Origin of the sequence: Leptolyngbya sp. AN02str (assembly GCF_050565595.1) — a bacterium.
In the GTDB taxonomy this organism is placed as follows: domain Bacteria; phylum Cyanobacteriota; class Cyanobacteriia; order Elainellales; family Elainellaceae; genus Kaiparowitsia.
The window spans coordinates 1-13,058 of the sequence record NZ_JBNXVR010000023.1 but is presented as its reverse complement, the minus strand read 5'-3'; the positions used below and the strand labels follow the sequence as shown (position 1 = coordinate 13,058).

The 13,058-nt window shown below is 52.5% G+C and carries 16 protein-coding genes; 9 read left to right on the top strand and 7 right to left on the bottom strand.

What is annotated here, in order from left to right; genetic code table 11:
• Positions 1-145: 145 nt before the first annotated feature.
• Entirely contained in the window at positions 146-1,222 is a 1,077-nt protein-coding gene (locus ACQ4M4_RS17205) for a DMT family transporter (protein WP_430685674.1), read from the bottom strand.
• 519 nt (positions 1,223-1,741) lie between these two features.
• On the opposite strand from ACQ4M4_RS17205, the gene sppA reads away from it, so the two are divergent.
• Both sppA and aroH read left to right on the top strand, forming a co-directional pair.
• The gene (gene sppA, locus ACQ4M4_RS17200; protein ID WP_430685673.1) at positions 1,742-2,563 is read left to right on the top strand and encodes a signal peptide peptidase SppA; all 822 of its coding nucleotides are present in this window, start codon (positions 1,742-1,744) and stop codon (positions 2,561-2,563) included.
• 407 nt (positions 2,564-2,970) lie between these two features.
• Positions 2,971-3,360, top strand: coding sequence for a chorismate mutase (gene aroH / locus ACQ4M4_RS17195; protein ID WP_430685672.1), 390 nt, complete (start codon positions 2,971-2,973; stop codon positions 3,358-3,360).
• Positions 3,361-3,437: 77 nt separating this feature from the next.
• On the opposite strand, the gene ACQ4M4_RS17190 is transcribed toward aroH, so the two are convergent.
• Positions 3,438-4,190: an amino acid ABC transporter ATP-binding protein gene (locus ACQ4M4_RS17190; RefSeq protein ID WP_430685671.1), complete on the bottom strand. Its 753-nt coding sequence runs from the start codon at positions 4,188-4,190 to the stop codon at positions 3,438-3,440.
• A gap of 424 nt (positions 4,191-4,614) precedes the next feature.
• Here ACQ4M4_RS17190 and ACQ4M4_RS17185 point away from each other — a divergent pair, with 424 nt between their 5' ends.
• Together ACQ4M4_RS17185 and ACQ4M4_RS17180 are read left to right on the top strand one after the other, a co-directional pair.
• Positions 4,615-5,568, top strand: a complete 954-nt coding sequence (locus ACQ4M4_RS17185; protein ID WP_430685670.1) for a basic amino acid ABC transporter substrate-binding protein — start codon at positions 4,615-4,617, stop codon at positions 5,566-5,568.
• 109 nt (positions 5,569-5,677) lie between these two features.
• Positions 5,678-6,508 (top strand): amino acid ABC transporter permease, encoded by an 831-nt coding sequence (locus ACQ4M4_RS17180; protein WP_430685669.1) that lies wholly within the window; start codon positions 5,678-5,680, stop codon positions 6,506-6,508.
• 232 nt (positions 6,509-6,740) lie between these two features.
• Here ACQ4M4_RS17180 and ACQ4M4_RS17175 read toward each other — a convergent pair whose 3' ends face one another.
• Positions 6,741-6,866 carry a hypothetical protein gene (locus ACQ4M4_RS17175; protein ID WP_430685668.1) on the bottom strand — a complete coding sequence of 42 codons (126 nt, stop codon included), beginning with the start codon at positions 6,864-6,866 and terminating at the stop codon, positions 6,741-6,743.
• 22 nt (positions 6,867-6,888) lie between these two features.
• On the opposite strand from ACQ4M4_RS17175, the gene ACQ4M4_RS17170 reads away from it, so the two are divergent.
• The 3 genes from ACQ4M4_RS17170 to ACQ4M4_RS17160 all read left to right on the top strand — a co-directional run bounded on the left by ACQ4M4_RS17170 (position 6,889) and on the right by ACQ4M4_RS17160 (position 8,891).
• Entirely contained in the window at positions 6,889-7,701 is an 813-nt protein-coding gene (locus tag ACQ4M4_RS17170) for a basic amino acid ABC transporter substrate-binding protein (RefSeq protein ID WP_430685667.1), read from the top strand.
• Between the two features lie 96 nt (positions 7,702-7,797).
• Positions 7,798-8,235, top strand: a complete 438-nt coding sequence (locus ACQ4M4_RS17165) for a DUF4079 domain-containing protein (protein WP_430685666.1) — start codon at positions 7,798-7,800, stop codon at positions 8,233-8,235.
• A gap of 62 nt (positions 8,236-8,297) precedes the next feature.
• A complete protein-coding gene (locus ACQ4M4_RS17160; protein WP_430685665.1) occupies positions 8,298-8,891 on the top strand; it encodes a hypothetical protein in 594 nt (197 codons plus the stop codon).
• A gap of 169 nt (positions 8,892-9,060) precedes the next feature.
• Here ACQ4M4_RS17160 and ACQ4M4_RS17155 read toward each other — a convergent pair whose 3' ends face one another.
• The 3 genes from ACQ4M4_RS17155 to ACQ4M4_RS17145 form a co-directional block, all read right to left on the bottom strand.
• A complete protein-coding gene (locus ACQ4M4_RS17155) occupies positions 9,061-9,357 on the bottom strand; it encodes a hypothetical protein (protein ID WP_430685664.1) in 297 nt (98 codons plus the stop codon).
• Positions 9,333-10,304 (bottom strand): AEC family transporter, encoded by a 972-nt coding sequence (locus ACQ4M4_RS17150; RefSeq protein ID WP_430685663.1) that lies wholly within the window; start codon positions 10,302-10,304, stop codon positions 9,333-9,335. The genes ACQ4M4_RS17155 and ACQ4M4_RS17150 overlap by 25 nt, the downstream gene beginning before the upstream one ends.
• Positions 10,305-10,510: 206 nt before the next feature.
• Positions 10,511-10,819 (bottom strand): TIGR02450 family Trp-rich protein, encoded by a 309-nt coding sequence (locus ACQ4M4_RS17145; RefSeq protein ID WP_430685662.1) that lies wholly within the window; start codon positions 10,817-10,819, stop codon positions 10,511-10,513.
• Positions 10,820-10,939: 120 nt separating this feature from the next.
• On the opposite strand from ACQ4M4_RS17145, the gene upp reads away from it, so the two are divergent.
• Together upp and ACQ4M4_RS17135 are read left to right on the top strand one after the other, a co-directional pair.
• Positions 10,940-11,593, top strand: coding sequence for a uracil phosphoribosyltransferase (gene upp, locus ACQ4M4_RS17140; RefSeq protein ID WP_430685661.1), 654 nt, complete (start codon positions 10,940-10,942; stop codon positions 11,591-11,593).
• 193 nt (positions 11,594-11,786) lie between these two features.
• Positions 11,787-12,119 carry a hypothetical protein gene (locus tag ACQ4M4_RS17135; RefSeq protein WP_430685660.1) on the top strand — a complete coding sequence of 111 codons (333 nt, stop codon included), beginning with the start codon at positions 11,787-11,789 and terminating at the stop codon, positions 12,117-12,119.
• Between the two features lie 168 nt (positions 12,120-12,287).
• Here ACQ4M4_RS17135 and ACQ4M4_RS17130 read toward each other — a convergent pair whose 3' ends face one another.
• On the bottom strand, positions 12,288-12,830 hold the full coding sequence (locus ACQ4M4_RS17130; RefSeq protein WP_430685659.1) for a DUF2062 domain-containing protein: 543 nt from the start codon (positions 12,828-12,830) through the stop codon (positions 12,288-12,290).
• Between the last annotated feature and the right edge of the window lie 228 nt (positions 12,831-13,058).

Below are 13,058 nucleotides of genomic sequence, written 5' to 3'. Positions count from 1 at the left end.
CAGCCGACAAAAAATATCCAACTGCGTCAGCCCTACCTAAGTTAGCTACATCTTAGCTACATTTTTTGCACCCTACCTGTGTGCTCGTGCAGCTTGCCCTACTGGGCAAGACTCCAGGCCCCTCGCGGCAAATCGATGAAGAAACTTATGCTTTCGGCTCTGTGTTGGGATTGGAGGCCGCCCCAACTCCATCTCGCTCACTAGCGGTGACCGCAGAAGCTACAGGGGCGATCGCCCGCTCTGTCTGCAACTTGCCCTTGTGCCACCTTAACCGTTCCCCCAACACATCGCGCTGGTTAATGAAGTAAATGCTTACCAGGGTTAGCCCGACTCCAAGCCATTGAATCGAGTTCAGCACTTCGGATAAGAAAAGATTGCCAAACAGCAGCGCAAAAACAGGAGTGAGAAAGGTCAGCGAACTCAAACTTGTGAGATTGCCACTGGAAGCAAAGTAGAAAAATAATCCGTAGGCGATCGCACTTCCAAACACCGTTGCATATCCCAGCGCAGTCCAGTCGGCAACGCTCAACTGCTGCCACTGCTGCGTTTCGTTAGCAGCTGACAGCACAAACAGGGGAATGCCACCCAAAATCATATGCCAGCCCGTAGCACTCACCGGGTCGGCATAACGGCACACATAGCGAACCATCACCGTTCCCACCGCCATGGATAGCGCCGCCAGCAGCATCAGCCATTCCCCATTCTCAAACAGCTGATCAATCAAATCAGTGCCCACGCTGAACGAAATGCCCCCATGCAGCGCGGCCAGCACCACCCCCGTTGGCAAGCCCAACAGGCTAATCCCCGCCACGCCAAAGGCCAGCCCCAGCCAGCCCCATAGCCCTACCTGCTCGCCAAACAAAACTCGCGCCATCAGAGCAACAGCTAGCGGCTGCGAGTCAATCATCACAGAGCCCAACCCCGCGCTAGTCCGCACCAAACCCTCAGCCAAAAAGCCTTGGAACAAAGCGCCATCAATCAACGCAAATAGACTAATCCAAAGCCACGCCAGCCAGCCTTTTGGTTGGGGTTTTCCCATCCAGGCTGCCACCAACAAAATTAAAACCCCGGCTGGCAATAGTCGAACTCCAGCCATAAATAGCGGAGTCGTTTGAGGCACTACCCCTTTCATGGCAACCATGGCGGTTCCCCATAAAAAGAATGGCGCAATCAAGAGCAGCGAAATAAAAGGCCGTTGTGGCTGGGCTGGTTTAAGCGTCATGAAGAATGCAGCAGTGCTTTCATTTATCTTACCGATTATGTAGATATATGAAGGATGTGAGGGAGATTTGTGAGTCTGGTTCGATTGCTCAAGTCCCTCGATCGATCCAAGGACTTACGCACGTCATCCGAAAAACCAAGGGTCGATTGATGTTTGGGACGCTTAGCGTCCCAAACATCAATCAACTAAGTAAGTTAAGTAAGTTCTGTATCCGTGCTATTGGGCGGGACTGTTGGGCAATGCGACTGTACTAGAGCGGCATGGTGTTGATTGTGGGAAGGATGGTCGGATTCCTGCTTGATGTGCCTGTTGCTATTTAATGACATTGTTTTGTCATCTGTTGGGCGAGGTATTTGTGCGGCCAATTGGCCGTATGAGTGCAAAGCATGTGTGCCAGTGTGGAGCCAGCACAGGGATAGATCACGCGAAGCTTGGCCCTGGGTTCATCCCGAAAAAGGGAAACATAGGGCACACTAGAAATTGACTCTATTGTTGACTCAGTATTGGCTGTACACAAACATGGTTTGGTTTTTGAAGCGATCGTTCCGTAAACAAATTGCGCGCATTGAAATCACGGGGGCGATCGCGAGTGCAACCCGAAGTCGGGTTTTAGAAGCGTTAAAGACTATTGAAGAGCGGAAGTTTCCGGCGCTGTTGTTGCGAATTGATAGCCCTGGTGGCACCGTCGGCGATTCTCAAGAAATTTATTACGCTCTAAAGCGCTTGCGTGACAAAGTTAAAATCGTTGCAAGTTTTGGCAATATTTCGGCCTCTGGTGGGGTGTACATTGGCATGGGTGCCCACCATATCGTGGCGAATCCTGGTACCATTACCGGCAGCATTGGGGTAATCTTGCGAGGCAATAACCTGGAGCGTTTGCTCGATAAAGTGGGCGTCTCGTTTAAGGTGATTAAATCAGGCCCGTACAAAGATATTTTGGCCTTTGATCGGGAGCTAACCGCGCCAGAGCAGAACATCTTGCAAGAGCTGATTGATGTAAGCTACAGCCAGTTTGTTGCAACAGTGGCAGAAGGCCGTAACCTGCCTGTGGAGTCGGTGCGTAGCTTTGCCGATGGCCGCATCTTTACCGGACAGCAGGCACTAGAGCTGGGAGTGGTTGATCGGTTGGGCACTGAGGAAGATGCACGCTGCTGGGCGGCAGAGCTAGTTGGCCTCGATCCTGAAAAGACGCCCACCTTTACCTTGGAGGAGAAAAAGAGCTTGGTCAGCCGCATCAATCCTTTGGGTGGGCAAATGGCCGCTAGACTGACGACAACGGCTAGTTTGATTGATTTTGAGCTGTCAACAAATGGTTTGCCATTGTGGATGTATCGTCCGTAGAATAGCGGTTTGCTTGCTGGTTACAAACAATTCATGAAGATGACTTTATGTCTTGCAGGATGGTTGCGCCATATTGCCGGATATTAGGCATTGATGAATTTGATGAATGCGGGACGAAATTCTCAGGCTAGATTGGTAATTTACAGTCAAAGATGGGTAGTAGTAGAACAGAGGGAATGATGGCTGATGCGGGCGATTGCACGCTGACCCGCTCTCTATTGTCTGTGCTGTAACCTTTGGCGGGTTTACCGCTGAGGTGAGACGGTTTGAAACGGCATGAGAATGGTGACCGTGCGCGCACTCGCGCCATGTAAACACTGAAAGAGTGATGAAGAGTTGCAGAATCGGCCCAGCAAGCAGATGACAACTCTATGAGATGAATTTACGTTTCCGAGGAGGAATACCACGTGGGTTGGCGAGTTCGGGCGATTCGAGGAGCAATCACGGTTACGGAAAATTCGAAAGAAGCAATTCGAGATGCAGTGACCGAACTGTTGGATGCGGTGGAACTAAGAAATAAGTTCGATCCAGACGATATTGTGAGCGTCACGTTTTCTGTAACCCGCGACTTAGACGCGATGTTTCCTGCGGCGGTCGCCCGAGAACGTCCTAACTGGAGCAATGTTCCGCTTCTGGATGTGCAGCATATGCACGTAGAGGGTAGTTTGGAGCGCTGCATTCGCTTGTTGATTCAGATCAATACTCCACCGTTGACGCAGGTGCATCACGCCTACCTACGAGGCGCACAGGTACTCCGCCCTGACTTGAGCATGAAGCCAGTATCAGTTAACTCCTGATAAGCTAGCGGTTCGCTGTGGGGTTAGCGTTGACTGATGGCGAGTGCGCTAGAACTTGGTAAATCTGGGGTCGGGGGTTAGCTCGTTTTAGCAAAGCTCATGCGGCTGAGAAAGGCTCGCAGGCGATCGCTCTGAGGGGTATCAATCACATCGCGGGCGGGGCCTGCTTCCTCGACCTGGCCCTGGTTGAGAAATAGCACCCGATGGGCAACTTCTCGGGCAAACTGCATTTCGTGGGTGACAACCGCCATGGTCATCCCTTCCTCGGCGAGCTGCTGCATGACGGTCAGCACTTCACCCACTAGCTCTGGATCGAGGGCACTGGTTGGCTCATCGAACAGCATAACTTTGGGCCTCATGCACAAGGAGCGGGCGATCGCCACCCGTTGCTTTTGTCCGCCAGAGAGCTGTTCTGGATAGGCATTGGCCTTATCCAACAGACCAACTTTGTCTAAAAACGTGCGAGCTAATCGACCGCTCTCCTTCTCCGACAGCTTGAGAACTTTGCGTGGAGCCAGCGTTAGATTATCCAGCACGGTCATGTGGGGAAACAGGTTGAACTGCTGAAACACCATACCCACATCGGTGCGTAGTTGGCGCAGTTGGTTTAGCGATAAATTGGGCTGCGATAAATCGATGCCATTGACTATTAAGGTGCCGCCGCTGATCGTTTCTAGCCGATTAAAACAGCGGAGCAGGGTACTTTTGCCACAGCCTGAAGAGCCAATAATGGCGACCACCTCGCCATCATTGATGTGGCCGCTAATGCCTTTGAGGACTTGCAAGCTGCCAAAATTTTTCACAACCTGTTCAAAAACGATCGCTGCCATAAGGATTGAACATACCCACGCTGAATTGGCTCTGCTTATTATACGGAGCGGATTCGGAACGGTTCTGCTTCCGTTGCGAAGCTTCGTCAAGCTGAGTTGATCGCCGATTGTTGAAAGATGGCGATCGCACTCTTCGATCTCAAGTTGCGAAGCGTCGTTAAGCTTGGTTGAGTGCCGATTCAATCGACCAAGTTTGGGCGTTGTGGGAGATGCTGCGGGGATGCCTCAGGTGCTCCAATATGCTCTACGGTGCAAATTTGATTGTGCGAATTCGATGGCATCAGCCTAATGGCTGGTGCCTAATGGCTAGCGAACTAACGTTTGGTTAAGGGAAGTGTCTTCTGGTGAAAGGTTTTTGTGGAAGAGTCGCTACAATCGATTGCCATATCCCCAATTTTTATTGCCTGTGTGTATGGGCTCATGATTGTTTGCACGGTTTAGCCAGGGGCGATCGCCCTGTAGCCAGGCGCAATGGTTGTGTTTGGTTGCAAAACCGAGCTGTGCGATCGGAGCGATTCAAAAGGAGAATCATCATTACATGTTTAATCGGTCTCGATTTCGATTTATTCGCTATGTGCTGCTCAGCCTGATGGCGCTGGTGCTGACGATGGTGGTCGCGGCGTGCGATTCTGGCCCGACTACCACCGACACGGCCAGCCCTGGTGCGTCTCCTGCGGCAGAAACCACCCTCAAGGTCGCGCTTGACCCTACCTTTCCTCCGTTTCAAACCCAAACGGGAGAAGGACAGTTTGAGGGCTTTGACATCGATATTATGAATGCGATCGCTGACGCAGGTGGCTTTACGATGGAGCTGCAAGGGCTGCCCTTTGATGGCATTATTCCTGCACTTCAGTCTGGAACGATGGATGCAACCATGAGCACCATGACCATTACGGCAGAGCGAGCCCAGGTGGTTGATTTCTCGCGGCCCTACTTTCAATCAGGTTTGGCGATCGCTGTTCGAGAAGATAACACCGACATTACCTCGTTAGAGAGCTTGGCTGGCAAGAGTGTGGCTGTGCAAATTGGCACCACAGGTGAAATCGAAGCTCGTAGCGCCAATCCTGCCGAAGTGCGCACCTTTGACAGCACACCGCTAGCGCTGCAAGAACTGGCCAATGGCAATGTTGACGCCGCCCTGAGTGATGCGCCTGTCATTCTCTACGCGATTCAAACCGGAAGTGTGCCGGGATTGAAGGTGGCGGCAGAGCTGCTGGCAGATGAATTCTATGGGATTGCGACGCCCAAGGGGTCTCCCAACCTGGAACTCATCAATAGCGGTTTGTCTACGATTTTGGAGAATGGCACCTACACCGAAATCTACCAGAAATGGTTTGGTGAGGAACCGCCAACGTTGCCCGAGGCTGCGCCCATCTAGCGCGTTGCTACTTCCACGTGATTCAGGGTAAACCCTACGGGGTTTACCCCAAGCAGTTTGGGAACGATGCAGCTTGGCACCTTGGCATAGAAGCGACCTCGCGGGATCTTTGACTGTTTCGGGGGGGCTGCTCGAACGTCTTGAATATGGCGGCGAGTGCATATTTGGCGATCGCTCAGCCTCGCTGTTAACCTTATTTATCGAATTTACCGATGGCTCTATCGTGCTAGAAAATTTGACATTTTTGTGGGGGCAGTTGCCCAACTTTTTGTTAGGAGCGGGGGTGACACTGCGTTTGGCAGCCGTATCTGCCGTTTTAGGATTGGTGCTGGGCTCACTGCTGGGAATTTTGCGCCTGTCTCCATTTCCGCTGTTTCAAATTGCGACGCGAGCCTACGTCGATTTTTTTCGGGGCACACCACTGCTCGTTCAAATTTTCATGATCTACTTTGGCTTGCCGCCACTGGTCAATTCCTTGGGTCTTCAGTTTTCCTTTAACCAGTGGACTGCTGGGGTCATTGCCCTCAGTCTAAATAGTGCAGCCTATATTGCCGAAATTGTGCGGGCGGGCATTCAATCCATCGATTTTGGCCAGCGTGAGGCTTCTCAGTCGTTGGGATTGGGGCCAGTGGAAACGATGCGGTATGTCATTTTTCCCCAAGCGTTTCGTCGCATTATTCCACCGTTGGGCAACGAGTTCATCAGTTTGCTCAAGGATACCAGCCTGGTGGCGGTGATTGGCTTTGAGGAGCTGTTTCGCAAGGGCCAACTGGTTGTGGCATCTAGCTTTCGCTCGTTTCAGGTGTATACGGCGATCGCCATTATTTATTTGGTGATGACGCTGATTGCCTCATTTTTGTTAACCCGTCTAGAGCGGTGGATGAATCCGGTAGAGCGTGCTAAGCAGTTAACCCAGGTACAGCCAGCTCCGGTGGAGTAGCCACGCTTCTATCGATCTTTGATCACAAACGTCTGCGATCGCCCCAATTCTCTGCTTGTCGCCGTATGAGCTGGGGCGAATTGTGATGGGCTAACTTTAACGTGATGGCCAACTTTAACGAAGTATGGCGGTTTCTGGTTTGGCAAAAAATCTATTGCACAATAAAACAAATCCTGATGTTCTTCACGAACAGTTGAGTCTGGAAAAAACAGCCGTGGCGATCGCTCCCAGGTCAACTGAATGGCTTGCGGGGTTGAGCTTTGCCTTCTTCTTCGGTTCGCTTCATGGCTGAGTTCACGTCAAAGCCGCCGATAGCCGCAGTCATCTGACGGTTCGTGGTGTCTTCAGAAGCCCCCATCGCCAAACAAGGTCAAGCCTCTATGCTGTTCCTTCGTTGGAAATCATTACAACGCCTAGTCATGGGTGTGGTGACGTTTGTGTGCGTGCTGAGTTTTGTGGCCTGTAGCGCTCCCCAAGGGAATGTGAGTCTGTTGGGTGAAACGTCTCTACGGGTGGCAACAGCACCAACGTTTCCGCCCTTTTCAGATGTTGCGCCCGATGGCTCGATCGTTGGGTTTGATATCGACCTGATGAACGCGATCGCCGAGGTGGAAGGGTTTGATATTGAGCTAAAGTCTGAGCCCTTTTTTGATGATCTGATTCGCGATTTGTACGGTGGGGTGGTGGATGCTGCGGTTGTGGCTATTACCATTACGCCAGAACGCCAAAAGGCGGTTGATTTTTCCCAGCCCTACTTTCAGTCCAGTTTGGCGATCGCCGTTCAGTCTACCAACGACCAAATCAACTCTGTAAATGATCTGCAAGACAAGCGCATTGGCGTAGAAGCCGGAACCACCAGTGCTAGCGCCGCTCGCACCATTCGTCAGGCTCGTGTGGTGAGCTACGATACGGCTCCCATTGCCCTAGCTGAACTGGCCCAAGCCAATGTGGATGCTGTGATTAACGATGCTCCGGCGTTGACCTATGCGATGCAGTCAGGCGAGGTTACTGGTTTGAAAATGCTACCGGAACCGCTGATGGAACAGTACTACGGAATTGCGGTGGCAAAGGGCTCTCCCCACTTGGAACGTATTAATAGCGGGCTAGAGACCGTGGTGCGCAATGGCCGCTATGCCGAAATATATCGCAAGTGGTTCCAGACCGAGCCGCCTCGATTGCCGACTGAGTTTTGACCTAGTGTGATGCAGGTGGCAACGCTCACCTCACGGTAGGATGGGTGCAGCAGAGTCAACTGAAACACGACACTGCTTTTTAATCAGGTCAACGCTTTGGATTTACCTTCTTTCATTTGGTTGTGGCGAATTGCGGCATGGTCGATGGGCCTGTCGATGACGCTGTTTGCCGTATTGGGTGTGACGGGCCTATGGATGCGGATAGCGCGCAAACGAACTCAGCCTCGGCCCGCTTGGTTGCGGCCACTCCATTTGGGAATTGGGTCGCTGCTGGTCGTGCTTGTATTGCTGCTGCTCAGTATTGGCATTGTTGGCACGTTGGGTGAGTATGGCAGTTTGGGGCATTCGGCCCATTTGCCGGCAGGCTTATTGGTCGTGGCGCTCACGCTGGCCTCGGCCTGGAGTGCCACTCGTATTGATGTAACCCGTCCCTGGGCGCGATCGCTTCATGTTGGCATCAATACCACGCTATTGGTTGGCTTGCTGGCGGTGCTGTTTACAGGTTGGAGCGTCGTGCAAAAGTATTTACCATAAGAGTTGATCTCTCGTGTTTGCTTTCCCAACTCCATCGCTTGCCGTTTCCATACCGGATTGCCATGTCTGATCAGTCTTCCAATCCCCAGTTGGCTACGGCAAATGCGCCGTTAACCCAGCCACAACGGTTTAATCTATCTCCCTTAATTCGGATTACGCTGCTGCTGTTTTATGTTGCGCTAACGGTGCCGCTGCCGTTTTTGGCGGGAGTAACGCAGGCTCCGGTGCCGCCGTGGCTCCTGGCGATCGGCTTGGTGATTGGTGGGGTGCTGCTCTACGCTGCCCTAACCGAGCGGGTACTCGTGGACGATCGCACCATTCAGGTGACCTATCCCACATGGGTTCCTGCAATTTGGCGCAAGGGGTGGACGCTGTCCTGGGAAGACATTGCCGCGCTCAAGCCGCGCACCACAGGGCAGGGTGGCCTGGTGTACTACTTTGTGACTAAGGCTGGAGAAGCACGGTTGCTGCCCATGCGAATTGCCGGATTTGCGCAACTGGTGCGCATTGTAGAAGCTAAAACCGGAATTGATACGCGCGATGTACGGCCTTTGGCGCAGCCGTGGATGTACTTCATTCTGCTGGGAATTACGCTGCTGTTGCTGTTGGTGGATGGGTGGACTGTTTGGACAGCGGTGAATCTGCAGGCCCTGTAGCTTTCAAGCTTGGGGCAGAATGTGTAGATACACAATGCGTACACAGAAATAGGCTGCTCTGAGGGTCGCACAACGGGTACAAAGAACCTCCATTCACCGAAATTGATGTGAAGCAAAACCCGGACAGGGTTGTGTTTCACCTGTCTAGAACGGCACTCGCCAGGGTGAATTACTGAGACAGTCCCAGGAGTTCACGGCAATATTCGATGGTGGCGATTGGTGTACGGTTCATATTGCCGATCCAGGCTCCAAAGAAAATGAGGATCAGAATGATAAAAACGATAGGACTTGGATCGCCCCATCCATCTGGGTTGCCGGGGGGTTCAATTTTTGCCATGAGATGCCTGATGCTGCACGTTGCGATCGCCTGACGTGAAGGTCTGTAGCCCTCATGATAGCGTTTGAGGCCGCCTGTATTGATGGCCAGTGCCGAGACGAGCCTTATCGTTGAAACAGCAACAGCCAAATTGGTAGCGTGATGAAGATGGCGATGGTGGTTAGCACAATGCTGCTGGCAATTAAGTCGCGATCAAGCTCATACTCTTCTGCCAAAATTAGCCCTGCAAAAGCAGTGGGCATACCTGCCATCAGCACCATGGCTAGCTTTGGGTTGGGCGGTAGGTCAATGCACACGGCAACCGTGCCAATGATGAGCGGCAACGTTACCACCTTGATGAGTACGGGAATGATAGCCCGCTTGAGGCTTTGCCAGCCTTGCAATTGCCGCAGCCGAATGCCCATCAGCAGCAGCGCACAGGGAATGACGATCCACAGGGCAGAATGGAGTCCCGATTCCACGATGCTGGGTAAGCCCACATGACGGGTCGAAAACCCAAGCGTAAAGGCCCATAGCGATGGCACGGTGAGCATATCTCGCAGGGTGCCCAGCCAATGAGTTTGCTGCGATCGCCCAAAATAGCTCGATACAAATACCCCAATGCCATAGGTGCCCACTACATTTTGCGTGACGCTGTACAGCACCAACCAGCCCAAGTACGACTCATCCACAAAATTGGGCGCGATCGCCAAGCCCACAAACCCAGTGTTGCCGAGCATAGATGCTAAAACAAAGCTGCCTTTGCGGGCATTAGTCCACAATGGATCGTCTTCCGGTTTGGCAGCCTCGGCTGGTGGGGCCGCGCGCGTGGCAACCCATTGGGCGATCGCCCAGGCTACACTAGCCAGCCCCAACCCCAACAGCACCGACATCCCAGCAAAGTAGGGCACCAGCCCCACCTGCTCTGACGTGTTGATTCCCCGAGCTAGGGTAAAAATTTGAATCGGTACACCAACCCAATACAGAGCCCGTCCCAACCATCGGGGCAGTGACTCTGGCAACCAACGAAACGACAACACCCCTAGTCCTGTCCACAGGAGCAAGGGCAAATAAGCCTGGATCAGCGTATCCGTCATGCCATCTCAACTGCACTAATCCCTAAATTCTAGGGCATGAGGGCGATCGCATTTGGAGTTGTCGATCGCGCATGGCGCATGACTTTGTGTCAACCTTGGGCCTGTTGGATGCAAAGCGTGTGAAATTACTCCAGAAAATTGCGAAATCACCGCCCATCTTTACGGCTGCTCCAACGGCCTAGCCCAAACTCTACTCGATACCAGACTTAGCCAATTGCGCTGAAGTCAATCACCTCAACGTCATCGAAATTATCCTCAATGTCGATTTGGCGAATCCCTAAAGTTACCTGCTCATCGAGCGACTTCCAGCCGGGTTGCCACAAGGCGCGATCCTTGAGCTGGTGCGCATTGAGCCAAAAGCGGACGGTGGGGTCACACGACGAGACCATTTCTGCAAAGACCCACTGCCCTTCATTTTTGCGATTCACCACCTGAAAATGCCTCCAACCCCAGGTTTCGCGGCAAGAGGTCCACTTTGACCCGACAAGATGAGGAAATTTTTGCTTTTTAGCCATAATCGATTCACGAAAGCTTGACAACAGGGCTGATAAGGGAATCTTCCGAAATGTTCTATACCATTTCCGCTCACAACAGCGTATGATAATCGCGTTTGAGCGATCGCCGGTTAAACCTTCATGTCATTACAACTGCGTGTCTATGTTCCCAACCATCCTTTAGTCAAGCATTGGCTTGGGGTCGCGCGGGATGAGTCAACTCCTCCCGTTCTGTTTCGCAGCGCCATGACCGAACTGGGGCGATGGCTCACCTATGAGGCGATTCGCGACTGGCTGCCGACGATGGATACCACTGTAGCAACTCCCCTCGCGCCATGTCCGGCCAGCTTCATTAATCCTGAAGTACCCATTGCAATCATACCCATTTTGCGGGCTGGGTTGGCCTTAATGGAAGGGACTCAGGCTCTGTTGCCCTTGGCCAAGGTGTACCATGTGGGGCTGGCTCGCAACGAAGAAACGCTAGAACCTAGCTGGTATCTCAATCGGTTGCCCAGCCAGTTTGCGCCAGAAACGCGAGTACTGATTCCTGAACCCATGTTGGCAACGGGCGGCACCATCATGACCGTTATGGCTGAACTGTTGCAACGTGGCATTGATCCGTCACTCGTGCGCATTATTTCGGTTGTGGCGGCTCCAGCTGCGTTACAAAAGTTGGGCATGGCTCACCCGGCTCTCAATATCTTTTCGGCGGCGATTGATGAAGGGTTGAATGAGCACGGCTTTATTGTGCCGGGGCTTGGAGATGCGGGCGATCGCACGTTTGGCACGGACTAGTGAGAATGCCAGCAACGGTTTCTGTGGCCTTAACCGCAGGCGCGATCGCCCTAGAGTGCATGTTCAATTTCGTGAGCTGAGGCGTCTAGTCAGAATTGAACCCAGCCTCTAGCAACCCGTTGCACAAGCGAGTAAGCTGTGAATGTAGGCGGCAGAACCTACCCTGCTTCTTCATAGGCAAGCGAGTTTATATATGAGTCAACAAGATAATTTTTTGGGTGGTTTTTTGGTAGGCACGCTGGTTGGTGGCGTGGTTGGCGGTGTTTTGGGCGTGCTGGCTACCTCCAAGCTCAATAAACGCGACGCGGCAGAGCAACGGAAGCCGTTTGCTAAGCTAGAAGGCAAAGCTGCGCAAAAGCGCATGGCCGCCGCGTCTCCTCAAAACATTGAAATGGCACGTCGCGGGTTAGAAGACAAAATTGCTCAGCTCAATGATGCGATTGATGATGTGCGGCAAAAGCTCGGCACAACCAACGGTGTGGGAACTCCAGAAGCGGGAGAACCGACAGGCGATCGCCAACCTTAATTCAGTTCATTCACCGATTCAGAATTCCATCCCCTGCCGTTGTGGGGCTATGGGCTTGGTGTTCCGAAGCCGATGCAGGAATGGCGGCCTACCGAGGATGGAATCCCGATGCTTGATATGGAGCGGCGATTGCCAGGTGCGTGTCCGATCGTGTGAATCGGCGATCGGTTAATTGCGTCTTTGGGTGGGTGAGCTAGCGATCGCTAAATCTCGCTCTTTGGATTTGGCAGCGCGGCGTAAATTGCGGCGGCTTCTTGCCTTGCGAATGAGCCACAAGCCAGAGCCATACGTCATCAGCGATAAGACAACGCCCACCAGCGAACTGCCCACAAACAAAGGAACGATAAGCTCATTTCCAAGCTCAGTAACAGCCTGCCAAGAGGTAATATCATTGAGCTGCAAGCCGTTTAGGTTTGCCCCTAGCAGCCCCTGCCCAACCTGAAAGTTAAACGCAAAGATGGGAACGTAGGTGAATGGATTGCTGATCCAAGTGGCAGCAGCAGCCACAATGCGGTTACCCCGTAACAATGTCGCAAGTGCGATCGCCACAACAATTTGTATCCCAAACCAGGGAAAGCATCCCGAAAAGACCCCAACTGCTAGCCCTCGGGCGATCGCCTCGGGCGAACCTTGAATCCTCACCAGGCGATGGTAGACATAACGTAACTGACGCGGTAACTGAGAGTGCGGTTTTCGACGGAGCTGACGCATGGGTATAGAAGTGACAACAGGAGGATAACTAAAAGGCATGCAAACTTTATGCAAACTTTAAATTTCAGGTGAAGGCAATTCGAGGCACAGAGTACTATTTTTGATTATTGCGAATATTACGGACTTCATGAGGAAATGGTTCAATTCCACAGAGTCGGCTTAAAAATCTGTGCGATTGGCTGGTAATGTTCTAGACGTGTGGTTATTTGTTGTGGGTGTGGGGGGTGG